This window comes from Flavobacterium sp. TR2, from assembly GCF_025252405.1.
Lineage (GTDB): Bacteria > Bacteroidota > Bacteroidia > Flavobacteriales > Flavobacteriaceae > Flavobacterium.
On the sequence record NZ_CP104307.1, the window covers coordinates 2,110,024 to 2,135,907 of the forward strand.

Below are 25,884 nucleotides of genomic sequence, written 5' to 3' on the forward strand. Positions count from 1 at the left end.
GTTTTTTTTGATTGTATTCCCGTGGTTGAAACCACGGGCTATGTCTATTTCTATGTCGCGATAGGGGTAATCCGAGGCAATGTTTTCTCTGCCGATGTGATATTTCTACGGAATATTAAATATTTGTTGTTAATACTCTCTAATAAAAAAAGCTCCAGATTTTTCTGGAGCTTTTTGATAATAATATTTAGGAAAGTAAATCCTTAAAAATTAGTGTTGATTTTTTTTGAACGATCAGCAATATAAGAGATTAACCAAATTACTTGTCCTTCTTTTACAAAGTAAATTTTCTTAGTTGAATAATCTGGAATACTTTCAAGACAAGTTACAAGGATGTTGTTTGCAGAAATCAAATATTTTTGGTCGTAAGTGCTTAAAACTCTGGCAGCTTCTTTGTTTGTTTTTGCAAGGTTTGTAAACTTTCCGAAGTTGTTTTTAAGAACCGCATCATAATCAATAACATCCTGAAGAGTTAAAGCCACATAATGATCTTTATTAACAGTTTCGTCATAGAAAAGAGTAGAAAATGCCCAAACAGCTCCGCCAGATAAGTATAATTTATTCTTTTTTGCTAAAGGAGGATTTGCATCAAATAACTCTTTAGTTTTTTTACGTAGAATTACATTATAGTCAAAAGATTTTTCCTGATAAGTCGACATATCGTTTACCTGACTTTTGTTTACCACTGTTTTTTCTACAGCATCAGTAAGCGTCATGGTTCCGAAATTAAGTTCTAATGGAATAAACTCTAATTTACCATCTTTAAGTTCATCGATATAACCTCCTTTTGTAGTTTGAGCACCAATGTCAAGAAGGAAAGCATTAGCAAAATCAACTGGAGGAATAGCACCTTTTACAAGTGTTTTTGCTTCTTCGTTAACATCTAATACCTCTAATTGTTTTCCAGTTAAAAGAGCAATTTTATTTTTAAGAACATCTAAGTTACGGGCAGATGCAAAAACAGGAGCCGCTACGATAAAGATGTTTTCTTCAAGAAGTTTATTTTCAGTTCTAATTTTTTGCAATTGGTTGGTAACCGTTACAGTAGTTTTAGTGATATCTTCTTGAGTAAGTTCGCCATTAGCAGTAATATGATCAGCAAAAGGAATTCTTTCAGTCCAGAAAGAAAGGATTTTGTAATCTGCTTTTCTGATGTTGCTTACATCAATAACAGAAACTTTTATGGCTCTACGTCCAATTTCGATTCCAGCGTAAACACTTTTTTGAGAAAATGCAGTGACAGAAAAAAATAAAGTTAAAAGGGTAAAAAATAAAAATTTGGGGTTGTGTTTTTTAAGCATTGTGTTGAATTGTAATTATAGTATAATTTGTTTTTAGAGATTTTAAAATTCTTTTTTGTGGTATTGATGTGAAAATCATAATTTTAGAATGAAAACAAAAGCTTTCGTTACGGAATTGCGAATTTAAGAAAACATTTAATAATATAAAATCAGTTGTCGAGAAAACATGACATTAAATTATTGTAAAGAAATAACGGGTTTTATGTCGATAAAGTATATTTATAAAAAAAGCTTCAGAGAAATCTGAAGCTGTACTTAAATTTAAGTTCGATAAAAAAGACGTTTTTATTTTTCTACCCTTTTGAAATCCAAATCTTGAAAATCAAAACTAAAATCGATATCTGGAGAAATGCCTTTTATTTTAATAGATTGGGCTTTACCAGTTTCGTCAAGGGAGAACATGACAAGAGCATCACAATTCATGGCTTGGTATTCCCATTTTACAGCAAATGTGTTGGCATTGTAAAAAGCCATTGGACCGTTTAACTTTGGAGATCGTAGGCATTTGATCCACAATTGTTTGTTTTTTAAAAATACTTCTGCTTTTCCAAACCAGCTATCTTCATAAATACCAATAAAGTCTTCATTTTTTATTTTGACATTTTTTACAGAAGCTACTTTTTTCCACACATTTTTGGTTACGTCATCACTTTTATTCTTGTCTTCACTCATCCATTGGACTAATTTATCTGTCCAGCCATAATCGTCAAGGCCTAAATAACTGTCTTCAATAGTATTTGATACCGCAGTAAAAAGTCCGCCACCGCCATTTTCAGTATTCGTTAGAATCACAATTCCCAAGTTCAGATCAGGAAACAGCGTCACTTTTGATAGCATTCCTGGCAAGCCTCCCGTATGTTCGACCTTAAGATTCCCTTTTGAGTCTGATATAAACCATCCTAAACCATAACCATTAAAATGAGAATTGTATCTCGGGTCAGAATCTGTAGGCATGATGGTGTGCAAACGCCACATTTCTTCATGATTTTTTAAAGAAAATAGCGACGACTTTAGATCATCTCCATATTTACCCTTATTTAAGCGTACCATCATCCATTTTGCCATATCAGCAACGTTAGAGTAAATGCCTCCTGCAGCATTTGCTATTCCTATATCATAGGCGTCAATGTTTTTTATGGTTCCAGATGTTGAAGAATGAGGTACAGCAAGATTTGTTTTGTCAGTCAGTAAACTTCCAACGAAAGTATGATTCATTTGTAAAGGAGTGATAATTCTTTGTTGTACAAATTGTTCATAACTCATTCCGCTAACTTTTGCTATTATTTCCCCAGCAACTATATAAAGTAAATTATCATAATCAAACTTGGTTCTAAAGGCAGAAACAGGTTTGAAATGCTGAAAACTTTTTATCACATCTTGCGCTGTAAAGTTAGATTCGTCAGGAAAAAACATCAAATCACCAACGCCTAATCCAAGTCCGCTTCTATGCGTTACTAAATCCTGAATATTAAAATTCTCTGTAACATAATCATTATACATTTTAAATTCAGGCAAATGATCTTTAACTCTGTCAGTCCATTTCAATTTGCCTTCGTCTTCTAAAATCGATAATGCAGCTGTTGTAAAAGCTTTAGTATTGGATGCAATTTGAAAATTAGTGTATTCGTCTACTGCTTTTTGGGTTTCAATAGAGCTAACTCCATATCCTTTTGAGTGAATTATTTTTCCATCTTTTACTACTGCAATTGATGCTCCAGAAACTTTAAACTTTTGGAGAGCATTTTGCATTAAAGAATCGATTTTAGCAGATGATAATTGAGCAAATGATGTTGAAGAGGCAAAACAAATAAAAAGTGATAAAGCTAAACGGATTCTCCCTTTTTTCATATTAGTTTGATTTTGGACTTGTGGTAAATAGTTAAATAGAATTTTTAAATAAGAAATAATTTGGTTTGTAATTGAAATTCATGAATAACCAATATAAGAAATATCTTTAATTGTAGTAATAATATTTCATTATTTTCGTTTAAAAATCAATCTTCAATCAAATCAATCAAAATGAAAAAACAAATCAGTTGATTGAAGAATACTTGAAAAATCCAAATAACGAAAATGGAAAAAAAGTATTAAAAGAGTTGCTGTAATTAGCGAATACAAAAATAAGTTAGCGGTTAGTCCTTGACTACGAAAATTGATGATCAGAAACCAACAAAAAATCATGAAGAAAGAATTTCCAGCTATAAAAACCGAAAGACTTTTGCTGCGACAATTTGCTGATAGTGATCTTGAAAATGTTTTCAAAGGACTTTCGCATCCAGAAGTTATTAAATATTATGGAGTGAATTTTCAAACATTGGAATCAACTAAAGAACAAATGTCTTTTTTTGCTAACCTTGAAAAAAACGATTCGGGAATTTGGTTTGCTATTTGCTCTGCTGATAATAAAACATTCTACGGAGCAGGCGGCTTGAATAATTTAAGTAAAGAACATAAAAAAGCAGAAATCGGTTTTTGGTTAATTCCAAATTTTTGGGGACAAGGAATTATCAAAGAAGCAATACCGTTAATTTGTAAGTATGGATTTGGCAGTTTAGGACTTAACAGAATTGAAGCATTTGTGGAGTCGGAAAATAAGAATTGCAAAAGTGTGATGGCTAAACTTGATTTTCAATACGAAGGGACTATGAAAAACTGCGAAATTAAAAATGGCAAGTTTATAAGCCTTGAAATTTATGCTAAACTAAAAGATAATTTAATAAAGATTGAGTAAGAGATCAAGTAGACAAAAGCTTCAGAGAAATCTGAAGCTTTTGTTTTAGTATTAGATCATTTGAATTAACATATCTTTTATAAATGTCTCTAACTTTGTTTTGAATAATTTTCAGATATTTAATGTATAAAATCTCATTGACAATTATTTTATAAACGGTAATCATAAGAATATGAACTATCAAAATATTGTTCCCGAAGACTCTATTTCGCTTTTTGTGAAAAACATCTGGGTGTTTGAAAATGAAGATAAAAATATACATACGACATTGCCTTTTTTTGCAGATGGCTGTCCAGGTTTGATGTTTCAGCAAACTGATCACGGATTGATCGTAAAGCCTCATGATAAAAAGATGCCAGAAGTCTTTCTCTACGGCCAAACAATTCTACCAATTGAGCTTGAGATTTCGGGCGCATTTCTTATTATCGTCTTTCAGTTGTATCCCTATGTTTTGAAGACATTTTTCGATATACAGCCCCAGAGCATAAATGATAATTGCTATTATTTTGATGATGCTGAAGAAGATATAAGGTGGCTTAAAAAGCATCTAGAATTGAGTGAAATCGTAAAAGATAAAATTGAAATTATATCGAAATTGCTTTTACGATATTTTGAAAAGAAAAAAGAAAATCTTGATTTTGAAATACGACAAGGTATAGAATACATCTTGCAAACAAAAGGTCAGGAAAATATCCGCTCAATTGCCGGTAAATTAAAGTTCAATATTCGCACCTTTGAGCGAAGATTTCTGGCAGAAACAGGTCTTACTCCTAAGCAGTTTGCTAAGATTATCCAATTTCAAGCCTCATTGGACCAATTGACCGTTAAAGATTATGAAAAACATACCGATATTGTATATCAAAATGGATTTTCAGACCAATCTCATTTTATAAAAGTTTTTAAAGCTTTTACTGGCAAAACGCCAAAATCATTTGAGAAATAATCACTGTCGCTTTTATTCTATTTTAGAACATTTATCTGTTGCAATTTTGTATCACTAATCTTAAATATTGATACAAAATGAAAGTAATAATCTTTGGAGCCACAGGTACAGTTGGCATTGAAATCGTAAAACAAGCATTAAAAAATGGAGATGTAGTAACAGCTTTTGTTCGTGATCCCCAAAAAATGCAAAACATTTCTCATCCTAACCTTCATATTCATGTAGGCGATGTTTTGAGTTTGAATGATGTTGAAAACGCGGTGCAGAATCAAGAAGCGGTTTTTTGTGCCTTAGGCGATGGCAGAAAAGGTAAAATACGTGCAGAAGGAACAAAAAACATTATTGAGGCGATGAGAAAAAAAGGATTAAATAGACTGATTTGCCAAACGACGCTCGGCTTGGGCGAAAGCTATGAAAATCTTAATTTTATTTGGAAACATATTATGTTCGGAATGTTGCTAAAAAGAGCATTTCAAGACCATAAATTACAAGAAAAATATATTTTGGACAGTAGTTTGGATTATACAATTGTTAGGCCTAGTGCTTTTACGGATGATCAAATTACCAATACTTATCGCATTGGTTTTGATGGAAGTTATAAAAAACTCAATCTGAAAATTGCCCGTAAGGAAGTTGCAGATTTTATGATACGTCAACTAAATAGCAATGAATATTTAAAAAGAACAGTTAGTATTTCCAATTAAAAATGAGAGCGTCAAATATTTTATTAATTATTACGGCAACGATAACAGCATTCATGGCTGGACTTTTCTTTTCATACTCAATTTCGGTGAGTTTGGGATTGGGAAAACTAAGCGATAAGGAATTTCTAAATGCCATGCAGAACATCAATCGAGAGATTCAGAATATACCATTTTTCATTTGTTTTTTCGGAACCTTGATTATGCTTCCCATTACCAGTTTTCTGCACTACAAGAAGCAATCATTTCTGTTGCTCATTATAGCTACTCTATTTTATTCAGTAGGTGTGTTTGCCGTAACGGCGTTTATAAACGTTCCTCTAAATAATAAGCTGGAGCTGTTTGAAATTACAAATGCCTCAAGCGCAAGCGCAAGACAAATGAGAAATATCTTCGAAGACCCTTGGAATTTTTGGAACAACATAAGATCCCTATCATCCTTATGCAGCGTGTTTTTTATTATTCTAGCCTGTGTTTATAATGGGTATAAGCTAAAAAGTAATTGATACGAAATATAAATTGGTATAAACAAAAAAAACACCACTTGTAGTAAGTGGTGTTTTCTTTTAGTAGCGGGAACAGGACTCGAACCTGTGACCTTCGGGTTATGAGCCCGACGAGCTGCCTACTGCTCTATCCCGCGATGTTTCGGGTGCAAAGATACGTCGATTTTTTAAAAATCCAACGAAAACTTAAAAAAATGTTTTATTTTCTGTATTGAGTTGATATGACTACCTTTGCAAAATAAATAAAGCAAAAAATGTCACATAAAGCAGGTTTCGTAAATATTATCGGAAATCCAAATGTTGGAAAATCAACATTGATGAACGCTTTCGTTGGAGAACGATTGTCAATCATTACATCAAAAGCACAAACTACACGTCATAGAATTCTTGGAATTGTAAACGGAGAAGACTTTCAATTGGTTTTGTCTGATACTCCAGGAATCATTAAGCCTGCCTATGAAATGCAGGAATCGATGATGAACTTTGTAAAATCGGCTTTTGAAGATGCTGACATTTTAATCTACATGGTCGAAATAGGCGAGCAGGACCTAAAAGATGAAGACTTCTTCAAGAAAATCATTCATGCCAAGATTCCGGTTTTATTGCTTTTAAATAAAATTGATAATTCAAATCAAGAACAATTGGAACAGCAAGTTTCTTTTTGGAAAGAGAAAGTGCCAAATGCAGAAATTTTCCCGATTTCGGCTTTGCAGAATTTCAACGTTCCAGAAGTTTTCGGAAGAATTATCGAGTTGCTGCCAGAATCACCAGCCTATTATCCTAAAGACCAATTGACAGACAAACCAGAACGTTTTTTTGTTAATGAAACTATTCGTGAGAAAATCTTATTGAATTATGCTAAAGAAATTCCATATGCAGTAGAAATCGTAACAGAAGAATTTCATGAAACAGAGAATATTATCAGAATTCGTTCGGTGATTATGGTGGAACGCGATACGCAAAAAGGAATCATTATTGGGCATAAAGGCGCCGCTTTGAAAAAAGTGGGAACAGATGCCCGCGCCGATTTAGAGAAATTCTTCGGAAAGCAAATTCACATTGAGCTTTATGTAAAAGTGAACAAAAACTGGAGAAGCAACGCTAATATGCTGAAACGTTTCGGGTATAATCAATAAAGTTTTAATTGTTTCAAGTTTCAGGTTTCAAGAGACAAGTTTTATACTTGACGTTTAACTTGAAACCTGAAACTTGAAACAAAAAGTAATAAAAACTTAGGTACGAAGAAACTTAGTCCCGAGGCTTCGGGATAGCAATTTTTTTTAACTACCTTTGCAAAAAATTTAAATAAGGCATTTTGGATTATAAGTGATTAGGTTTTTAGGAAGCTAAGAGTCTGAAATCTAAAGTCTAACCCCGAAGCCTCGGGACTAAAAAACAAAAAAATGAGTAATAACATTGTTGCGATAGTAGGAAGACCTAATGTGGGGAAATCGACCCTGTTTAATAGGCTGATACAAAGAAGAGAAGCTATTGTAGATTCAGTATCTGGGGTTACCCGTGATAGAAACTATGGTAAAAGCGAGTGGAACGGAAAAGAGTTTTCTGTCATTGATACAGGTGGATATGTTCGAGGGTCTGATGACGTCTTCGAGGGTGAAATCCGTAAGCAGGTAGAGCTTGCTATTGACGAAGCTGATGTTATCATTTTTGTGGTTGATGTTGAAGAAGGGATTACGCCAATGGATGAAACTGTTGCAAAATTGCTTCGTAAAGTAACAAAACCAGTTTTATTGGCTGTAAATAAGGTGGATAACGCTATGCGCGAAAAAGACGCAGTAGAGTTTTATAACCTTGGTTTAGGAGAATATTATACTTTCGCGAGTATTTCGGGAAGCGGAACAGGTGATTTATTGGATGCTTTGATCGAAGCTTTCCCTGAAAAACCAGAGCCTGTTGCACCTGAAACAGAATTGCCTCGTTTTGCTGTTGTAGGACGTCCGAATGCTGGAAAATCTAGTTTCATTAACGCCTTGATTGGTAAAGACCGTTATATTGTTACAGATATTGCTGGAACAACTCGCGATGCTATTGACACTAAATTTGACCGTTTTGGTTTCGAATTTAATTTGGTTGATACAGCCGGAATTCGCCGTAAAGCAAAAGTTAAGGAAGATTTAGAGTTTTATTCTGTAATGCGTTCTGTGCGTGCAATCGAACACGCTGATATTTGTATTTTGGTGATTGATGCAACACGTGGATTTGAAGGTCAGGATCAGAGTATTTTTTGGCTGGCAGAGAAAAACCGTAAAGGTGTTGTAATCTTGGTAAACAAATGGGATTTGGTAGAAAAAGATACTATGTCTACACGTGATTACGAAGAGAAAATCAAAAAAGAACTAATGCCATTTACAGATGTGCCTATTCTATTTGTTTCTGCTTTAACAAAACAACGTTTATTGAAAGCTCTTGAAGCAACAGTTCAAGTTTACGAAAATAGAAAACAAAGAATTTCGACTTCAAAATTCAACGAATATATGCTGAAGGTAATCGAAGCTTACCCGCCGCCAGCAATGAAAGGAAAGTATGTGAAAATTAAATATTGTATGCAATTGCCAACTCAAACTCCTCAGTTTGTATTTTTTGCCAATTTACCGCAATATGTAAAAGAACCGTATAAGCGATACCTTGAGAATAAAATTCGTGAAAAATGGGATTTTGCAGGAGTTCCAATCGATATTTACATCAGAGAAAAATAAAAAAAAGAATCCCCTTGAATAGGGGATTTTTTTATGTTTGGTGTCTATATAATTACAAAATCAATTTTTTATTGGCATTATATTTGAATAAATGTAAAAATTACAATTAAACCTTTTGCGTTTTTTTAAGTCTTACTGTTCTAACTAACCTAATTTTATGACCAGAATTTATTCACTTTTATTGTTTTTAGCTTTTGTTTATTCTGCAAACGCCCAAAACAATATCATTATTAAAGGAACTGTAGTTGATATTAACTCACAGCTTCCGCTTGAACTTGCCACCGTTTATTTTACCGCAGTAAAAGATTCAACTATCATTGAATATGCTACGACCGATAAAAACGGAAATTTTATTATTAACACTAAAAAGTATGACAAGCCAGTTTTCTTAAAAGTAAATTATACGGGATACCAAGCTTATTACGAAGAACAAAAGGGGCTTACAGAAAGCAAAGACTTTGGCAAACTGTATATGCTTGAAAACGCAAATGTTTTAAATGAAGTGATAATTAAAAGCGAAGCACCACCTATTACTATTAAAAAAGATACTTTAGAGTTTAATGCTGGTTCGTATAAAGTGCGCCCAGATGCGAATGTTGAGACTTTGCTGAAGCAGCTGCCAGGATTTGATGTTGATAACACAGGAAAAATTACAGTAAATGGACGAGAAGTCAATCAGGTTTTAGTCAACGGTAAAGCATTTTTTGATAAAGATGGAGCTATTGCCATTAAAAACCTTCCGGCTGATATTATTAAAAAAGTTCAGGTTTCTGATTTTAAAACCAAAAAAGAAGAATTGTCCAAACAAGAATCGACTTCAGATTATTCGAGTATAAATATCACAATTGACGAAAAGAAAAATAAAGGATATTTTGGTAAAGTTCTTGGCGGATATGGTTCAGACGAACGCTACGAGAGCAGTTTAATGATGAACTTTTTCAAAAATAAACAGAAAATAAGCGTATTGGCTTCTTCAAACAATATCAACTCAACCGGATTTTCTATGGATGAGGTTTTTGATAATATGGGAGGCGGACGAAATGCTAAGGGCGGCAGCCAAGGCGCGAGCAGTGGAGGAAAAGGAATTACGCAATCTACTTTGGCCGGAATTAATTATTCTGATGACTGGACAAAAGATTTGGAGTTTATGAGCAGTTACAATTTTACAAATGCAGTAACTAAAAACGAAAGCAAATCCAATCAGCTTAGTCTATTGCCGACAGGAAATATTTTAACCGAAGCCGATTCTAAAACCAGAAATGAAAATACAGGAAACAAAGCCAATTTTGAGTTGGAATACAAAATCAATCCTACTATGCAGATTGTTTTTGCTCCTAAATTGAATTTGTCTCAATCAAATAATAACTCTTCTTCTTCGACTTTTTCTGAAAATGAAAATGGCGATGCATTGAACGAAAGTACAGCCACATCACACTCAGAAAGTTCAAATACCAGTTTTGCAAATAGTATTAATTTCAATAAAACTTTCAACAAGCAATCGAGAAATTTAAGTGTGGTTTTTAATAACAATAACACTAAAAACGATTCGAACGGAATTAACATTTCAGAGACTATTTTTTATCAGGATAATAAGCCAAATGATGAAAGAAATCAGAATGCAAAAAACACCTCAAAAAGTGATGCATATTCGCTTGATCTAGAATATACAGAACCAGTAACAGATTCACTGAGACTGCGTTTCGGAACCGATTTTAATTGGCAAAGTTCTATGAGCGATCAAAAGACATTTAATTTTGATGAAACATCGCAAGAATATTCAGATTTAAATTTATCGCTGACCAACTATACCACATCAAAGCAAAATTCGATTACGCCAAAAGTGGGTATTACGTGGCAGAAAAGTAAATTTACGCTGAATGTAAATTCGAGAACATCAATTGTGGAGTTTGATAACCATTCTTTTTACTTAAATCAAGCTACAGACTTGAATAAGAGATATATGCTGCCTTATGGCACGGCACAGCTTCGATACAAATTCAACCGTTCTAAAAACTTAACCTTCAAATACGATTATTCTAATGCGCTTCCGTCAGCAACGCAATTAATGCCGGTTGCAGATTTAAATAATCCATTGAATAGTGTGATAGGAAATCCAAATCTGAATCCGATTGAGAAAAGTACCGCGGGGATAGATTTTAAAAACTTTGACTTTAGAACACGCTCCGGTTACAGTTTATTTCTTAAGGGAGATTATTACAACAATGATGTTGTTTCTACTTCGATTTATGATGATAGTGGAAAAAGAAACACGACTTATGTAAATATTTCAGGAACTTACTCAGCTTCGCTTGGAGGAAACTGGAACCAGCAGATTAAAAAAGATGCCCATACCATAAGATACGGTTTGCGTTTAAGCGGTAATTATAATTTTGATAAAGGATTTACCAACGCTGTTTTGTATTATGCAAAATCGGTTGTAGTAACGCCAAGCATTTATGCTTCTTATGATTACGGAGAAGTGCTTTCGATTGCGCCGTCGTATAGTTTATCGTATAACGAAACGCGTTATGAAAATTATTCAAGAGATGCCACTTCAAATGTGATTCACAGAATTAATATGCAGACAACGTCTTATTGGCCAGCAAATTTAATTTTTGGAAATGACTTTGGATATACTTATAATTCGAATATTTCAGACGATTTCAAAAAGGACTTTTTCCTTTGGAATACCAGTCTCTCTTACGGATTTTTAGATAAAAAATTATATGCAAAAGTAAAAGTGTACGATGTTTTGAATCAGAATCAAAGTGCAACACGAACCATTTCACCAACTTCGATCCGAGATGAAGAAAATACAGTTTTAAACGTTACGTAATGTTTTCTTTGGCTTACAAAATTGGAAATTTTGCCGAAAGCAAAAAAGGAAGAAAACAGAGAGGATCTTAGTTTTTTAAGGAACAAAGGTCTTGAGGAACAAAGGTTCAGAGGTTACAAAAAAAGCCTGTCAAATTAATTTGACAGGCTTTTTTTGTAATTCACAATTCACAATTCACAACTCATAACTCATAGCTTTTTCCGATTAATCCTATGATAAACCGTAAATCTGATAATATCGCGATCATAGAAATCTACACCGCTGGCGCGTCTTTGAAAGTTTTTTAAATAGCCCAATTCTAAACCAAGATTTGGATTGAAATGATAACGTAAAGCAACATAAAACCGATTTTGATCGAATGTGTTTCTGCGGTTGTCTTTTCCGAAATTGAATAAGATTTCATCAGAAATGGTGCCTTTTATGCTTCTGCCTTCTTTTTCCCAAATCGTAAACATGGATTGCAAACGGTACCTGAATCGGTAAGCAAATGAAAATTCATCTTTCAGTCCGTTTTTATCTGCTTTTTGAATAAATCGTTCTTCCAGCTGAAAACGGTTATGAAAAGTGATTTTAGCAATATCATTAATTAAAGTAAGGTCTTGTTGTGCACGATATTCGGGAACAGAATAATCAGGATCAATGTTTGGGTTCTGAGTATTCACGCTGAAAAAAGCAAATCCAGCGCCAAAATCCATCATTTTAGTCGCTCTGTACCGAGCTTGTGACCTTATAACAAAAAGGTTTTCATGAACGGGATTTACAAAGCTTCGATTGTCAAATTCAGAATGAATAGCCCATTTTTCGGATAGCGGAAAAATATTGTAGTATCGAATCCAAGTCAAAGTCTGATGGTCGATATTTCTTTGGTTTTGCCCTGTAACAAACTGGCATACAAAGAGTATTATGAAAAATAATTTAAAAAATCTGTTCAAAAGCTATAAATTCAGGCTGCGAATTTATACAAATGATCTTATTTCTTTCTATTTTAAAATTTGTTTTGAAGTTTTTTTTGTGAAATAAAAAAGAGACACATTTTTAGAATGCATCTCTTATTTAATACTAAAATTAACTAACCATGTTACAGCGAATACCTAAATGTAACTCCGTAAGTTCTTTGATCGCCAAGAACCCCAGCATATTGACCTGTGTTACCACTTGCAGGCAATAATTGCTCATAGTAATCTTTATTGAAAAGGTTTCTTCCCCAAATTTGAATAGATAAACCTTGAGAAGCACGGAAACCTAAACGGGCATTAAAGATCGCATAGCCTTGTACAACCAAATATTTTGAAGCCGAAGGGCTTGAAGAAAATTCAGAACGAGCATATCCATCAGCAGCTAAGAAAATTTTTCCAGCATTACCAAAGAATCTTGCATTATCAGAAAGCTCACCTCCAAGTGAACCTGCCCATCTTGAAGCGCCTGGCAATTCTGTTCCAGAAACATCTTTATAAGCTACTTGAACTCCATTCACAACAAGTCCTGTTTCTTCTAGTGGAAGTGGAGCATTTGTAAATTTAACATATTTGCCATCTGTATAAGTTGCCGCACCATTGATAGTCAAATGCGAGTTGATAACAAAACTAGCATCCAATTCTGCACCTCTCACACGCACCTTATCTGCATTTGCAAGATATCCGCGATTTACGCCTAATTCAGCCGCTTGTACATTGGTTTGGAAATCTTTAATGTCTGTATTGAAGAACGTAAGGTTGAATATTGAATTTTTAAACGGAGAAGTTTTTACGCCAAATTCATAATGATACACTTTTTCAGGTTTAATCACCGCAAGTTCAGTCATCGGCTGTCCAGCAGAATTTGATGGAAGTCCAGCGACATTTACCCCAACAGGTTTGTAGCTTTTCGCGAATGTTCCATAAACGTTAATCTTGTCAGATGCTTTATAAGTAAGCGTTATGTTTCCAGAAAAGTCTGTGTTATCTGTATCAGAATCAAATGCCTGATCTGAGTATACTGATTTTTTCAAAGCCAATAGGGCAGGATCTGTAGTTTGAAGCCCCCCATAAGTTTTACGGGCATAATGAGCATCTTTTTTGTCAAAATTATATCTTAAACCCGGTAAAATATGGAAGCGCTCAGTTAAAGCCCAGTCAATTTGACCAAATACCGCAGCACTAGAAGCTCTAATTCTCGCATCTGTATGAATTCCGTAGCCTTCAAAAAGACCTGGAGTTTTCCATAGAGGGCTAGTTGAGCTTTGAGAGAATCTCCATTGAGCATTTCCTGATTCTTCTGTACCATTTGTCTGAGAAGTCTGATCGATAAAGAATACCCCTGCAACACCACTAATTTTTGAAGTCAGTTGTCCGGCATAACGAACCTCTTGCGTAACCTGAGTTTGTCTTGTTGGATTCTGAGATTTAGCTAAAACCTGCAATCCTGTAAAATCCCTGTCGTTTGAAGGATCCCAGTTCCAAAAACGCCAAGCTGTTGTAGAAGTAAGCGTTCCGCCACCAATTTTGGTGTCAATGTTTAACGAAACTCCTCCTAAATCTTGTCCAGAACGCCAAGGAGTGTCATGATCTATCTTGCGGTCAAAAGCATTTAAACTTGGCAATTGATAATTTAAATCTTTAATGATAGCATCAAACTGACGGTATGCAGCTCTTTGAGTCGGAGCAACACCAGCAACAACCTGTGCATATCCGTCAGGACGCTGTGTCGTAAGATCTCCTGCAAAAGTAACATTTGTATTTTCTGTAGGAGTCCATAATAATTGTCCTCTAAAACCTTGATTGTTTAAAGTGTTTGTTGATCTTCCTGTAACAATATTGTCAATTAAACCATCACGCTGAGTTCCTGAAAAAGATAAGCGTCCTGCCACTTTTTTTCCTAGTGCGCCTGTTATAGAAGCTTTAGCTTGTAAAAAAGCATAATTACCATAACTCAATTCAAAATTGGCACCAGTTGTAAAACTTGGTTTGCGAGATGTAATATTAAAAGCACCTGAAGTCGTATTTTTTCCAAATAAAGAACCTTGAGGACCTCGCAATACTTCAATTTGCTCTACATCAATAAAATCTAAAGTAGTCGCTGCTGGGCGGGCATAGTAAACGCCGTCAACATAAAAACCAACTCCTGGATCGATACCATCATTTGTAAGTCCAAATGGAGAACCTAAACTTCTAATGTTGATTCCAGTATTTCTTGGGTTAGATGAATATAATTGCACCGATGGAACCAATTCTTTAATGCGGTTAACATTAAATGCTCCTGCTGCTTCTGCTTGTTTTCCTGTAACGACAGAAACGGCAATTGGCACATCTTGCACTTTTTCTATTCTTCTTCTGGAAGAAACTACAACCTCAACAAGTTTGTTTTCTTCGCGTAAAGTAACCAATATTGGCGAAGCTGGAATGGCAGTGATTTCAAGTTCGGCAGTATTATAGCCAATATATTGAACTAAAAGTGTAACAGGTAATTTTCCTTGAGATTCTATTGAAAATCGACCTTCAGAATCTGTAATTGTGCTAAAAGTTGTTCCTTTAATGACCACATTGGCTGCTTCTAAAGGCGTATTTTGATCAGTAGTTACAACTCCTTCAATTTTTTGGGCGAAAGAGATTGAGAAAGTTAAAACTGCAAGTAATGTAAAGATATTTTTTAGGGATGTTTTCATTTTTATATTAAGTATATGTGATTAGTAGAATTTAAAATTAAATTTTTTTTACCAACACATACACATCATAGATGAAACAGCATTTGCAGCTGTGAATTTATTATTATAATTTTTTTGCAAAAGATTTTTTCCACCTGATTGACTAGAATGTACTTTCATGAGTTAAGAGTTAAAATTTTGTAAATGATTAGTTAATTATTTTTGGCAAATATATATAATTAATTCTATCGATTTACTAGACTTTATGAGATATTTTTTTATTTTTTTACTAGTGAGGCGATTGTGATGCCTTCCATAGCCTTCAAAGTTTTGTCTCTAATCAGCATTAAACCGTGACGCAGACTGCATTCAGACTCGGTTTTGCAATCCGAGCAAGGCTCGTAAAAATTTAAAGAAGCGCATGGCAAAAGTGCAATTGCACCGTCAAATAATCGGTGAATTTCTGCCAAAGTGATGTCATTTTTTGATTTAATTAGATAGTATCCTCCAAATTTTCCCTGCTTACTGCTTACAAAACGTCCGCGTTTTAGATCTAACAAAATCTGCTCTAAAAACTTTTTGGGAATGTTAGCGCCATCAGCAATTTCTACAGTTCTAGAAATGTGATTTTCGTCTTGTTCTGCTAAATAAAGTAAGGCCTTAAGGGCGTATTTTGCTTTATGTGATAACATCTATTAATAAATTGTAAAATGTAAATGTATGATTTTTTAATATGGAAACCTAGACTTGAAACTTGAAACAAAGAAAATTAGAACCAGAATAAATTACCAGCCTCCGCTAGATCCGCCGCCAGAGAAACCTCCACCGCCAAATCCGCCTCCGAAGCCTCCGCCACCGCCGAAACCTCCGCCAGATGATCCGCCTCCGAAGCCTCCAAATCCGCCTCCGCCACTTCTTCCAAGATTGCTTAGAATAATAACATCGAGCAGGCTAGGGCCTCCACCGCCATTGTTGCCAGAATTTCCTCCGCCGCCTCTTTTATTTCGAGACAGTAAGATTAAAACAATTACAACAATTGCTATAAAAGGGAAAATAGGAAAGTCTTGCCCTTTTGCTTGTTTGCGTTCGCCTTTGTATTTTCCTTTAAAAACATCAATAATAGCATCAGTTCCTTTATCAAGGCCATTATAAAAGCTTCCCGCTTTAAATTCTGGTATGATAATATTTCTGATGATTGTACCTCCAATTCCCGCCGTTAGACGATCTTCTAATCCATAACCAGGATTAATTGCAATCTTTTTTTCATTTTTTGCCAAAAGAATTACAACTCCGTTATCATCTTCTTTTGTTCCTCCAATTCCCCAAGTCTGACCCCACTTAGTTGCCAGCTGGCTTACATCTTCGCCTTTTAGGCTTTCAATAGTAATAACAACAATTTGAGTAGTGGTAGAATCCGAGTAGCGGATTAGTTTTTCTTCCAATTGCGCTTTTTCGGTCGAACTTAAAATGTTGGCATAATCGTAAACAGAAGTCTGAAAACTAGGTTTTGGCGGAATCTCAAATTGTGCAAAAATCGTATTGCTGATAAAAAATGCGATAAACAAAAGAGTAATCTGAAAAATTCTATTTTGATTTGAGATTTTATTTATGGAATTTTTCATTATTTATCCTTTTGAGATTTCGTTAGATAATTCGTTGATATCGTCTTCCTGAGAAGGAAAGTATTTTTTGAGCTGTTCTCCGGCATTCAGAATGCCGTCAACAATTCCTTGTTTAAAATTGCCGGCTTTAAAATGATTTACCATAATGTCTTTGGTGCAATCCCAAAAATCATTAGATACCAAATCATTAATTCCTTTGTCGCCGCAAATCACAAAGTTTTTGTCTTCAACTGCAAAATAGAGCAGCACTCCATTTTTCAATTTAGTTTCATCCATTCGCAATTCGTGAAAAACTTCTAAAGCCCGATCAAAATGGACTTTAGAAGTTGTTTTTTCTATATGTACTCTAATTTCGCCAGAAGTATTATTTTCGGCCATGCGAATAGCTTCAACAATTTCCTGCTCTTCTTCTTTGCTTAAAAAATCTTCTACTTTTGACATTTGAGTAATTTTAGATTGCTGATTTTAGATTTTAGATTGTGGTCTAAAACTCCTTAGAATTTTACTTCAACAGGTTTATCTGCGCCAGTAGAAGCTTCAAAGTATGGTTTTTCTTTGTATTCGCTCAAGAACCATTTGTTAGGAATAGACAAGATGTAGCCGTTGTAAACCTGTACAGCTTCGTTAAAACGTGTTCTAGCTGTTAAAATCTGGTTTTCAGTACTTGCCAATTCGTCTTGCAGTTTCAAGAAGTTCTCATTAGCTTTTAAAGTTGGATACTGTTCAACAGAAACCAATAATTTTGATAGAGATGAAGTTACCCCGCTTTGAACTTGGTTGAATTGCGCTAACTGTTCTGGAGTTACATTGCTTGGATCAATTGTTACCGAAGTAGCTTTTGCACGAGCTTCAATTACAGCAGTTAAAGTTCCTTTTTCAAAATCTGCGGCACCTTTTACAGTGTTTACTAAATTCCCGATAAGATCATTACGTCTTTGGTAAGCCGTCTGAACATTTCCCCACTCTTTATTTACAGCCTGGCTGTGTTGTAAAGCGGTATTTTTAATACCAATCGACCAAAATGCGATAATAGCAATAAGCGCTACAATAATTCCTACAGGGATTAACCACTTTTTCATATTTGTTTTGATTTAAGTTTATTTCTATTTTTAATTACAATTCGTTTTTTATATCGTTCAGTTGCGTTTTTATCGACTCTAATTTACGTATTATTTCGAATTTATCTAACGTTTTCTTCTGACCTTCTTTTAAGTGTGTTTTGGCGCCTTCAAGCGTAAATCCCCTTTCTTTTACTAAGTGATAAATCAATTGGAGATTCGTAATATCTTCTGGGGTGAACATTCTATTTCCTTTGGCATTTTTTTTAGGTTTTAGAATGTCAAATTCGCTGTCCCAAAATCGTATCAAAGAAGCATTGACATTAAAAGCTTTGGCTACTTCGCCAATACTGTAATATCTTTTATCTTTAGAAAGTTCAATATGCATGGTTCGATTTTTTTCTATTTTTATTTCAAAAATACTATTTTTTGTACTATTAATCTAATGATTGATTTTCTTGGTTTGCCATTTGCGAAATCGCCACATATTCGACAGCTGAAATATTTCCGTAATAAAAATTCAGCGGATTGACCACTTTTCCATCTTTATGCACTTCATAATGGCAGTGCGGGCCTTCAGATCTTCCAGTGCTTCCTACATAGCCGATAACATCTCCACGTTTTACCCTTTGTCCCGGACGGCAGTTGTATTTGCTTAAATGCGCATACAAACTTTCATATCCAAAACCGTGCCTGATCACGATATGGTTTCCGTATCCAGATGCAGTATTGTCAGCTCTTTCGACCACTCCATCGCCTGTTGCATAAATGGGCGCTCCCGTATTGGCGGTGAAATCCATTCCGTTATGCATTTTTCGCACTTTCGTGAAAGGGTCAATGCGATATCCAAAACCTGACGCGACTCGTTTTAAATTTTCATTTCGAACTGGCTGAATGGCAGGAATCGCTAGCAATAAATTTTCTTTGGCTCCAGCCAATTTTAAAATTTCATCTAAAGATTTGGACTGAATCGCCAATTGTTTCGAAAGTTTGTCAACTCTTTTTGTCGCATTCAAAACCAATTGAGAATTGTTATATCCCTCTAGAGCTTTATACTTGTCAGAATTTCTAAAACCGGCTTTCCGAATTGAATCTGGAATTTCAGTTTTGTTAAAATAAACGCGATAAATATTATTGTCACGTTCTTCTAATGCGTCTGCGGCTTCGTCAATTTCGTCCAGTTTTTTATTCAAAATCGAATATTGAAGCTTTAAATTTTCAATTTCGCGCGCCTGCAAACGATCTTTGGGAGTTTCAAAATAAGGCGTATTAATTAAAAGGACAAAAACTAAAAAGCCAAACAATGCCGAGGCTAATAAAAACAGTAAGGCGTAACCAATTTTAATTCTTTTTCTGGTTTTTATTTTCGTATAAGCCAGATTTTCTGGGTCGTAATAATATTTTACTTTCGCCATATTTTAAAATACGCTATTTTTGCTCCCTGTAAAATAAGTTAGTCGCATAAAACTGCTAAATGTTTCAGCTGTTAGATACTTTTTTTACAAGAATTAATGATTAGATATTGGGGCTATTTTATCATTAGATAATGCGCAAAATAGGCAATTTATTGTTTAAATTATAAGTTTTTTGATTACATTATAAAAAACTTAACGCATCATCAAATGAATATATTAGCTAATGATCTAGTTTTCAAATTGACACAATAAATTGACACATTTTTCTAATTTAAATATGAAATCACAAGACGTACGTAAACAATTTTTAGATTTTTTTGAGAGTAAAGGGCATACTATTGTTCCTTCAGCTCCTATTGTTCTTAAAGACGACCCAACCCTAATGTTCAATAACTCGGGGATGGCCCAGTTTAAAGAATTTTTCTTAGGAAACGGAACTCCAAAAAGTCCAAGAATAGCCGATACGCAAAAATGTCTTCGTGTTTCAGGAAAACATAACGATCTTGAAGAAGTAGGTATTGATACATACCACCACACTATGTTCGAAATGTTAGGAAACTGGTCTTTTGGCGATTATTTCAAAAAAGAAGCAATCACTTGGGCTTGGGAATTACTGACAGAAGTGTACAAAATTCCTAAAGAGAACCTTTATGTTTCTGTTTTTGAAGGAAGCAAAGAAGATAACGTTCCGTTTGACCAAGAGGCTTGGGATATTTGGAAAACATTAATTGACGAAGACCGAATTGTTCTAGGAAATAAAAAAGACAATTTCTGGGAAATGGGAGATCAAGGACCATGCGGACCTTGTTCTGAAATTCACGTTGATTTGCGTTCTGAAGAAGAAAAAGCGCTGAAACCAGGAAAAGGTGAAGTAAATGGCGATAACCCTCAGGTGGTTGAAATATGGAATAACGTATTTATGGAATTCAATCGAAAAGCTGATGGTTCCTTAGAAAAACTTCCTGCTCAACACGTAGACACAGGTATGGGATTTGAGCGTTTGTGTATGGCTTTGCAGGGAAAAACATCTAATTATGATACTGATGTTTTTATGCCTTTAATTAGAGAAATAGAAACGATTACAGGAGCAAAATATACACCTAATGAAGTAACAAACATTAGTGAAGAACAAAATAAAATGAATATCGCTATTCGTGTGGTTGCAGATCACGTGCGTGCTGTAGCTTTTGCTATTGCTGACGGACAATTGCCTTCTAACACCGGAGCGGGATATGTAATTCGTAGGATTTTGCGTCGTGCTATCCGTTACGGATTTACTTTCTTAGGAACAAAAGAGCCGTTTATCTATAAATTGGTAGAGACTTTAAGCGAGCAGATGGGAGATTCTTTCCCAGAAATCAGAACGCAGAAAGCACTTTGTTCAAATGTTATTCGTGAAGAAGAAAATTCATTCCTAAAAACATTAGATCAAGGATTAATTCTTTTAGATGCTGTAATTTTAAATAATACAGGAGATACAATCGACGGTAAAAAAGCTTTCGAATTGTACGATACATACGGTTTTCCAATTGATTTAACTGCTTTGATCCTTTCTGAAAAAGGATTAAAATTAGACGAAGAAGGATTTCAAGAGCAATTGCAATTGCAGAAAGAAAGATCTCGTGCTGCATCAAAAGTTACGGCTGGAGATTGGAATGTAATTATTGAAGATGATATTCAGGAATTTGTTGGATATGACAGATTATCGCAACAAGTGAAAATCACGAAATACCGTAGAGTTGAAAGCGCAAAAGATGGAGAGGTTTTCCAATTGGTTTTCAATGCAACGCCATTTTATGGAGAAAGCGGAGGACAAACGGGAGACAAAGGGTATTTAGAAGCTCAAAACGGTGATATTGTTTATATTGTCGATACTAAAAAAGAAAATAACCAAACAATACATTTAGCAAAATCGTTACCAGAAAACCTTACAGGAACTTTTAACGCGGTTGTTGATGCTAATCAGAGAGCTAAAACTTCATCAAACCACTCTGCTACACACTTGCTGCACCAGGCTTTACGTAAGATTTTAGGAACTCATATTGAGCAGAAAGGTTCGATGGTAAGAAATGCTTCATTGCGTTTTGACTTTTCTCATTTCTCTAAAGTTACCGATGAGGAATTAGTAGAGGTAGAAAACTTCGTAAATGCAAGGATTCGTGAGAGTTTGCCATTGATCGAAAAAAGAGCGATTCCGAAAGAGCAGGCTCTTGAAGATGGTGCAATTGCTTTGTTTGGTGAGAAATATGGAGATTTAGTTCGCACCATTAAATTTGGAGATTCTGTCGAATTATGCGGAGGAACTCACGTTGCAAACACATCTGATATCTGGCATTTTAAAATTGTTTCTGAGGGAGCTGTTGCAGCAGGAATCAGAAGGATTGAAGCGATTACAAGCGAAGCGGCAAAAGAATACTTTGAGTCGCAAGCTGTTTCTTTAGCTGAAATTAAAGAAGCGCTTAAAAATGCTCAAGATCCAGTAAAATCGATTTTGGCACTGCAAGACGAAAATGCGCAATTGAAAAAACAATTGGAGGCTTTATTAAAAGATAAGGCAAAAAATATGAAAGCTGATTTGGCTAAAGAATTGCAAGAAATCAATGGAGTTCAGTTCTTAGCAAAACAAGTAGATTTAAACCCTGAAGGCGCTAAAGATTTAGCTTACGAATTGGGCGGTTCTTACAACAACTTATTTGTGGTTTTCGCAACTGCTCACGAAGGAAAACCGATGCTGACTTGTTACATTTCTAAAGAAATTGTAGCAGAGAAAAACTTAAACGCTGGGCAAGTTGTTCGCGAATTAGGAAAATACATCCAAGGAGGAGGAGGAGGGCAGCCTTTCTTCGCAACTGCAGGAGGTAAAAATGTTGACGGAATTGGAGAGGCTTTAGCTAAAGCGGTTGATTTTGTTAAATAGAGATTTTAAGATTCTGAGATGCTAAGGGACTATCCCGAAGCTTCGGGACTAAGTTTTTTTACAATATTTTAAAAGCAAACCCGGCAGGTTTTTAAAACCTGTCGGGTTTTGTGTTTAATATGGATTGAATTGCGTCCGGCTTTAGCTGGATGAGAAAATAGGAATTAAAAAGGGCTTTAGCCAAACATGATAGTTTGGCTAAAGCCCTTCAACTTTAATTTATTATATCATATCCATCCAGCTTTAGCTGGACACTATTCAGAAAAAAAACTTAGTCTCGGAGCTTTGGGATGGTCCCTTAGAACCTTAGTTCCTTAGCACCTCAGAACCTTTAGAAAAACTATTTTCTTTCCCCAATCTGCTGGCGCCACATGGCATAATACAGCCCTTTCTCAACAATCAAATCTTCGTGTTTGCCTTGTTCGATGATTTTACCTTGCTCTAAAACAAAAATTCTATCAGCGTGCATTACGGTTGACAAACGGTGAGCAATTAAAACCGTAATTCTATTTTTGTCAGAGATATTCCTAATCGTATCATTGATTTCTTCCTCGGTAATAGAATCTAAGGCAGAAGTTGCTTCATCAAAAATCAATAAATTTGGGTTTCTAAGAATAGCTCTTGCAATAGATAAACGCTGTTTTTCACCGCCCGAAACTTTGATTCCGCCTTCACCAATTGTGGTGTTTAAACCATCTTCTGCACGTTTTAGAAGTTTATCGCAGCTAGCGCGTTTTAACGCATCATATAATTCCTCGTCGGTTGCATTTGGTTTAACAAACAATAAGTTTTCGCGAATTGTTCCTGAGAACAATTGAGCATCTTGTGTGACAAATCCGAGCTGCTTCCTTAAATCCAATAAATCAATTTCGGTCGAATCGATATCATTGTACAGAATCTCACCCTCTTCAGGAGTATACAATCCGACTAATAATTTGACCAAAGTCGTTTTTCCTGATCCAGAAGGCCCTACAAACGCAACAGTCTGGCCTTGTTTGATTTCGAAATTGATGTTTTCAACCGCTTTAAATTTGGCCGTTTTATGCTGAAAACTCACATTTGAGAATAACAGTTTCTGAATTGCACCAACGTGTTTTGGAGTTTTAGGACGAAATTCTTTTGGCGCATTTAACAAGTTTCTGAAATTCTCCATAGAAACTTTAGTTTCATTTAGAGCGATAATAAAGTTTCCTAATTCCTGTAAAGGGCCAAAAATAAAGAAAGTAAAAAAGACCATTGTCAATAAATCTCCAACGATAATTTTTCCTCCAAATAAAAAGTAATACAAAGCAAAAACAACGCAGGTTCTTAAAAAGTGAACAGTGGTTCCTTGAATAAAACTCAAACTTCTGATAAAACGGATTTTCTGCAGTTCTAATTGAAGAATCTTAAAAGTGTTTAAGTTTAGACGCTTTTCTTCCTGATACGTTAAACCAAGACTTTTTACCAATTCGATATTGCGCAAACTTTCTGTCGTAGAACCAGCCAGTGCATTGGTCTGATTCACAATTTTTCTTGACACGATTTTGATTTTCTTGCCTAAATACAAACTTACCAAAGCAATAATTGGTGCTGTAATTAAGAAGATAATCGAAATTCTAAAATCGATTCTGGCAACATATACGATTACGAAAATAAAACCGATGATAGTCTGGAAGATTAAAGAAATAGAAAGCGTAATCAGTTTTTCTGAATCGATTCTAACTTTGGTCAGTTTGCTTAAAGTTTCACCGCTTCGCTGATCCTCAAATTCTGCATAAGGAAGATCAAGCGATTTTTTGATTCCGTCTGTATACATTTGAGCACCCGTACGCTGAATAACCACATTGGTAAAATAATCCTGAAAGTTTTTGGTAATTCTGGAAATCATGGCCGCACCCAGCGAAAGCCCGAGCCAGAAAGCTAAAGATTTTATGAATCCGATTTCGTTTCCTTTGTATTTTGCAATTCCAACACCGCAGTCCTGCATTAATTTTCCGGTAATTACAGAGTCTGATAAACTGAAACAAATGTTGATAGTAGCCATTATCAAAGCAAAAAACAAAAGCATTTTATGTCTGATAATGTAGGTATATAGTAATTTCATATAAGATTTTAAAAAAGTGGAAGATGCAAAAATAAGGAATTGTTTTAGTTTCTAGAGTTGGTTTTTGTTATTAAAAATGTAATTTTTTTCATAACTGGTTGGTTTCGGTAAATTCACGCAAAGGCGCAGAGGCGCAAAGTTTTTAAACCTATATTTTTTTTAAATTAAACTGAATCTTTGCTGTAGCAAACTTCGTGATTCTGAGTGCAGTTTTTTTGTCTAAATTTAATCGTGCCAATTATCAATTAGGTGTCAAAAGAGTGGCTAGTAATCTTTAACTTTGTTTCAAACTATACATCATGCAATTCAGAACCCAAATTCCAATTTCAAGAAGCAGTAATCCGATCGATTATAATTCGAAAATACTTTCTATTGGTTCTTGTTTTGCTGAAAACATGGCAGAGAAATTTGATTATTTTAAATTTCAGAACGAAACCAATCCGTTTGGAATAATTTTTAATCCCGCTTCAATTGAGAAATTATTTAACCGAATTTCTAGACAAGAATGGTTTGAAGAAAAAGATGTCTTTTTTCATAATGAGCGCTGGCAGAGCTTTGAGGCGCATTCGGATTTAAGCAATTCTGACCGTCAGGAATTGTTAGAATCGCTCAATAAAGCAGTAGCAGAAACGAACAAACAGCTCAGAGAAGCCACTCATATTATCATCACTTTTGGAACTTCTTGGATTTATAGAAATCTCGAAAAAGGCGAAATTGTAGCCAATTGCCATAAAGTGCCTCAAAAACAATTTTCAAAAGAATTACTGTCGGCAGAAGCAATCCAAAAAAGCATTCAAAATACAATTGAAGCCATTCAGGTTTTGAATCCTAATATAAATTTCATTTTTACAATTTCTCCAGTACGCCACATCAAAGACGGATTTGTAGAAAACCAATTGAGCAAATCGCATTTGTTTACAGCTTTACATCAGACTCTTGATTTAAGTCCCGAGGCTTCGGGATTGGCTTTTGACTATTTTCCTTCCTACGAAATCATGATGGATGAACTTCGCGATTATCGTTTTTATTCTGAAGATATGCTGCATCCAAATCAAATTGCGATAGATTATATTTGGAAGCTTTTTAGCGAAAATTATGTTTCAGAAGAAAGCGTTCCTGTGATGAAAGAAGTAGACGAAATTCAAAAAAGCCTTCGTCACCGCAGTTTTAATCCAGAATCAGAACAGCACCAAAAGTTTTTGGCAAAGCTCCAGCAAAAGATGGATGCCTTAGGAAAAAAGCAGCCTCACATCAAATTTTAATAGACTTAGCGAAAAAACTTCGGGCCTGAGCGTCTTCACAAGCAAAACCTGTCATTAAACAATAAAATTTTAGAATAATTGCTTAGAATTATGTAAATTGTTAAGGTTTAAATTTTACATTTTTGTAAAATGTGTAACCCTGCTTTTTTCAGAAGCAATTCTAATCTTAG

At 34.8% G+C, this 25,884-nt stretch carries 20 protein-coding genes and 1 tRNA gene; 9 read left to right on the plus strand and 12 right to left on the minus strand.

The features are described from left to right. Positions 1 to 203: 203 nt before the first annotated feature. Together N4T20_RS09605 and N4T20_RS09610 are read right to left on the minus strand one after the other, a co-directional pair. Positions 204 to 1,301 (minus strand): exopolyphosphatase, encoded by a 1,098-nt coding sequence (locus tag N4T20_RS09605; RefSeq protein WP_260672803.1) that lies wholly within the window; start codon positions 1,299 to 1,301, stop codon positions 204 to 206. 285 nt (positions 1,302 to 1,586) lie between these two features. Further along, positions 1,587 to 3,149, minus strand: a complete 1,563-nt coding sequence (locus tag N4T20_RS09610; protein WP_260672804.1) for a serine hydrolase — start codon at positions 3,147 to 3,149, stop codon at positions 1,587 to 1,589. 331 nt (positions 3,150 to 3,480) lie between these two features. Here N4T20_RS09610 and N4T20_RS09615 point away from each other — a divergent pair, with 331 nt between their 5' ends. The 4 genes from N4T20_RS09615 (at position 3,481) to N4T20_RS09630 (ending at position 6,182) form a co-directional block, all read left to right on the plus strand. Continuing rightward, positions 3,481 to 4,032 carry a GNAT family N-acetyltransferase gene (locus N4T20_RS09615; RefSeq protein ID WP_260672805.1) on the plus strand — a complete coding sequence of 184 codons (552 nt, stop codon included), beginning with the start codon at positions 3,481 to 3,483 and terminating at the stop codon, positions 4,030 to 4,032. Between the two features lie 172 nt (positions 4,033 to 4,204). Beyond that, entirely contained in the window at positions 4,205 to 4,975 is a 771-nt protein-coding gene (locus N4T20_RS09620; protein WP_313771887.1) for a helix-turn-helix domain-containing protein, read from the plus strand. Positions 4,976 to 5,052: 77 nt separating this feature from the next. After that, on the plus strand, positions 5,053 to 5,679 hold the full coding sequence (locus N4T20_RS09625; RefSeq protein WP_260672807.1) for an NAD(P)-dependent oxidoreductase: 627 nt from the start codon (positions 5,053 to 5,055) through the stop codon (positions 5,677 to 5,679). A 2-nt stretch (positions 5,680 to 5,681) separates the two neighbouring features. After that, positions 5,682 to 6,182 carry a DUF1772 domain-containing protein gene (locus tag N4T20_RS09630; protein WP_260672808.1) on the plus strand — a complete coding sequence of 167 codons (501 nt, stop codon included), beginning with the start codon at positions 5,682 to 5,684 and terminating at the stop codon, positions 6,180 to 6,182. Between the two features lie 64 nt (positions 6,183 to 6,246). Here the strand turns inward: N4T20_RS09630 and N4T20_RS09635 are convergent. After that, a tRNA-Met gene (locus N4T20_RS09635) sits at positions 6,247 to 6,319 on the minus strand. A gap of 117 nt (positions 6,320 to 6,436) precedes the next feature. Here N4T20_RS09635 and era point away from each other — a divergent pair. The 3 genes from era (at position 6,437) to N4T20_RS09650 (ending at position 11,735) form a co-directional block, all read left to right on the plus strand. Further along, positions 6,437 to 7,318, plus strand: a complete 882-nt coding sequence (gene era, locus N4T20_RS09640; protein WP_260672809.1) for a GTPase Era — start codon at positions 6,437 to 6,439, stop codon at positions 7,316 to 7,318. Positions 7,319 to 7,585: 267 nt separating this feature from the next. Continuing rightward, positions 7,586 to 8,899 carry a ribosome biogenesis GTPase Der gene (der, locus tag N4T20_RS09645; protein WP_260672810.1) on the plus strand — a complete coding sequence of 438 codons (1,314 nt, stop codon included), beginning with the start codon at positions 7,586 to 7,588 and terminating at the stop codon, positions 8,897 to 8,899. Between the two features lie 157 nt (positions 8,900 to 9,056). After that, the gene (locus tag N4T20_RS09650) at positions 9,057 to 11,735 is read left to right on the plus strand and encodes an outer membrane beta-barrel protein (protein ID WP_260672811.1); all 2,679 of its coding nucleotides are present in this window, start codon (positions 9,057 to 9,059) and stop codon (positions 11,733 to 11,735) included. A 188-nt stretch (positions 11,736 to 11,923) separates the two neighbouring features. Here the strand turns inward: N4T20_RS09650 and N4T20_RS09655 are convergent, their stop codons facing one another. The 8 genes from N4T20_RS09655 to N4T20_RS09690 all read right to left on the minus strand — a co-directional run bounded on the left by N4T20_RS09655 (position 11,924) and on the right by N4T20_RS09690 (position 19,449). Continuing rightward, positions 11,924 to 12,667 (minus strand): DUF2490 domain-containing protein, encoded by a 744-nt coding sequence (locus N4T20_RS09655; RefSeq protein ID WP_260672812.1) that lies wholly within the window; start codon positions 12,665 to 12,667, stop codon positions 11,924 to 11,926. A gap of 146 nt (positions 12,668 to 12,813) precedes the next feature. Beyond that, a complete protein-coding gene (locus tag N4T20_RS09660; protein ID WP_260672813.1) occupies positions 12,814 to 15,375 on the minus strand; it encodes a TonB-dependent receptor in 2,562 nt (853 codons plus the stop codon). A gap of 257 nt (positions 15,376 to 15,632) precedes the next feature. Continuing rightward, positions 15,633 to 16,046 carry an RrF2 family transcriptional regulator gene (locus N4T20_RS09665; RefSeq protein ID WP_012023964.1) on the minus strand — a complete coding sequence of 138 codons (414 nt, stop codon included), beginning with the start codon at positions 16,044 to 16,046 and terminating at the stop codon, positions 15,633 to 15,635. A 93-nt stretch (positions 16,047 to 16,139) separates the two neighbouring features. Beyond that, positions 16,140 to 16,976: a YgcG family protein gene (locus N4T20_RS09670; RefSeq protein ID WP_260672814.1), complete on the minus strand. Its 837-nt coding sequence runs from the start codon at positions 16,974 to 16,976 to the stop codon at positions 16,140 to 16,142. A 3-nt stretch (positions 16,977 to 16,979) separates the two neighbouring features. After that, a complete protein-coding gene (locus N4T20_RS09675; protein WP_260672815.1) occupies positions 16,980 to 17,417 on the minus strand; it encodes a TPM domain-containing protein in 438 nt (145 codons plus the stop codon). A 53-nt stretch (positions 17,418 to 17,470) separates the two neighbouring features. Continuing rightward, positions 17,471 to 18,055 carry a LemA family protein gene (locus tag N4T20_RS09680; protein WP_260672816.1) on the minus strand — a complete coding sequence of 195 codons (585 nt, stop codon included), beginning with the start codon at positions 18,053 to 18,055 and terminating at the stop codon, positions 17,471 to 17,473. Between the two features lie 34 nt (positions 18,056 to 18,089). After that, on the minus strand, positions 18,090 to 18,422 hold the full coding sequence (locus N4T20_RS09685; RefSeq protein WP_012023968.1) for a MerR family transcriptional regulator: 333 nt from the start codon (positions 18,420 to 18,422) through the stop codon (positions 18,090 to 18,092). Positions 18,423 to 18,471: 49 nt separating this feature from the next. Beyond that, positions 18,472 to 19,449 (minus strand): M23 family metallopeptidase, encoded by a 978-nt coding sequence (locus tag N4T20_RS09690; RefSeq protein ID WP_260672817.1) that lies wholly within the window; start codon positions 19,447 to 19,449, stop codon positions 18,472 to 18,474. 277 nt (positions 19,450 to 19,726) lie between these two features. Here N4T20_RS09690 and alaS point away from each other — a divergent pair, with 277 nt between their 5' ends. After that, positions 19,727 to 22,366, plus strand: a complete 2,640-nt coding sequence (gene alaS / locus N4T20_RS09695; protein ID WP_260672818.1) for an alanine--tRNA ligase — start codon at positions 19,727 to 19,729, stop codon at positions 22,364 to 22,366. 340 nt (positions 22,367 to 22,706) lie between these two features. Here alaS and N4T20_RS09700 read toward each other — a convergent pair whose 3' ends face one another. Then, entirely contained in the window at positions 22,707 to 24,452 is a 1,746-nt protein-coding gene (locus N4T20_RS09700; RefSeq protein ID WP_260672819.1) for an ABC transporter ATP-binding protein, read from the minus strand. A gap of 299 nt (positions 24,453 to 24,751) precedes the next feature. Between N4T20_RS09700 and N4T20_RS09705 the strand changes: the two genes are divergently transcribed. Then, positions 24,752 to 25,714 carry a GSCFA domain-containing protein gene (locus N4T20_RS09705; protein ID WP_260672820.1) on the plus strand — a complete coding sequence of 321 codons (963 nt, stop codon included), beginning with the start codon at positions 24,752 to 24,754 and terminating at the stop codon, positions 25,712 to 25,714. The last annotated feature ends 170 nt before the right edge of the window (positions 25,715 to 25,884 follow it).

Coding starts and splice junctions, on each gene's coding strand:
- N4T20_RS09605 (WP_260672803.1), bottom strand. CDS start 1,301: ATGCTTAAAAAACACAACCCCAAATTTTTATTTTTTACCCTTTTAACT.
- N4T20_RS09610 (WP_260672804.1), bottom strand. CDS start 3,149: ATGAAAAAAGGGAGAATCCGTTTAGCTTTATCACTTTTTATTTGTTTT.
- N4T20_RS09615 (WP_260672805.1), top strand. CDS start 3,481: ATGAAGAAAGAATTTCCAGCTATAAAAACCGAAAGACTTTTGCTGCGA.
- N4T20_RS09620 (WP_313771887.1), top strand. CDS start 4,205: ATGAACTATCAAAATATTGTTCCCGAAGACTCTATTTCGCTTTTTGTG.
- N4T20_RS09625 (WP_260672807.1), top strand. CDS start 5,053: ATGAAAGTAATAATCTTTGGAGCCACAGGTACAGTTGGCATTGAAATC.
- N4T20_RS09630 (WP_260672808.1), top strand. CDS start 5,682: ATGAGAGCGTCAAATATTTTATTAATTATTACGGCAACGATAACAGCA.
- era (WP_260672809.1), top strand. CDS start 6,437: ATGTCACATAAAGCAGGTTTCGTAAATATTATCGGAAATCCAAATGTT.
- der (WP_260672810.1), top strand. CDS start 7,586: ATGAGTAATAACATTGTTGCGATAGTAGGAAGACCTAATGTGGGGAAA.
- N4T20_RS09650 (WP_260672811.1), top strand. CDS start 9,057: ATGACCAGAATTTATTCACTTTTATTGTTTTTAGCTTTTGTTTATTCT.
- N4T20_RS09660 (WP_260672813.1), bottom strand. CDS start 15,375: ATGAAAACATCCCTAAAAAATATCTTTACATTACTTGCAGTTTTAACT.
- N4T20_RS09665 (WP_012023964.1), bottom strand. CDS start 16,046: ATGTTATCACATAAAGCAAAATACGCCCTTAAGGCCTTACTTTATTTA.
- N4T20_RS09670 (WP_260672814.1), bottom strand. CDS start 16,976: ATGAAAAATTCCATAAATAAAATCTCAAATCAAAATAGAATTTTTCAG.
- N4T20_RS09675 (WP_260672815.1), bottom strand. CDS start 17,417: ATGTCAAAAGTAGAAGATTTTTTAAGCAAAGAAGAAGAGCAGGAAATT.
- N4T20_RS09680 (WP_260672816.1), bottom strand. CDS start 18,055: ATGAAAAAGTGGTTAATCCCTGTAGGAATTATTGTAGCGCTTATTGCT.
- N4T20_RS09685 (WP_012023968.1), bottom strand. CDS start 18,422: ATGCATATTGAACTTTCTAAAGATAAAAGATATTACAGTATTGGCGAA.
- N4T20_RS09690 (WP_260672817.1), bottom strand. CDS start 19,449: ATGGCGAAAGTAAAATATTATTACGACCCAGAAAATCTGGCTTATACG.
- alaS (WP_260672818.1), top strand. CDS start 19,727: ATGAAATCACAAGACGTACGTAAACAATTTTTAGATTTTTTTGAGAGT.
- N4T20_RS09700 (WP_260672819.1), bottom strand. CDS start 24,452: ATGAAATTACTATATACCTACATTATCAGACATAAAATGCTTTTGTTT.
- N4T20_RS09705 (WP_260672820.1), top strand. CDS start 24,752: ATGCAATTCAGAACCCAAATTCCAATTTCAAGAAGCAGTAATCCGATC.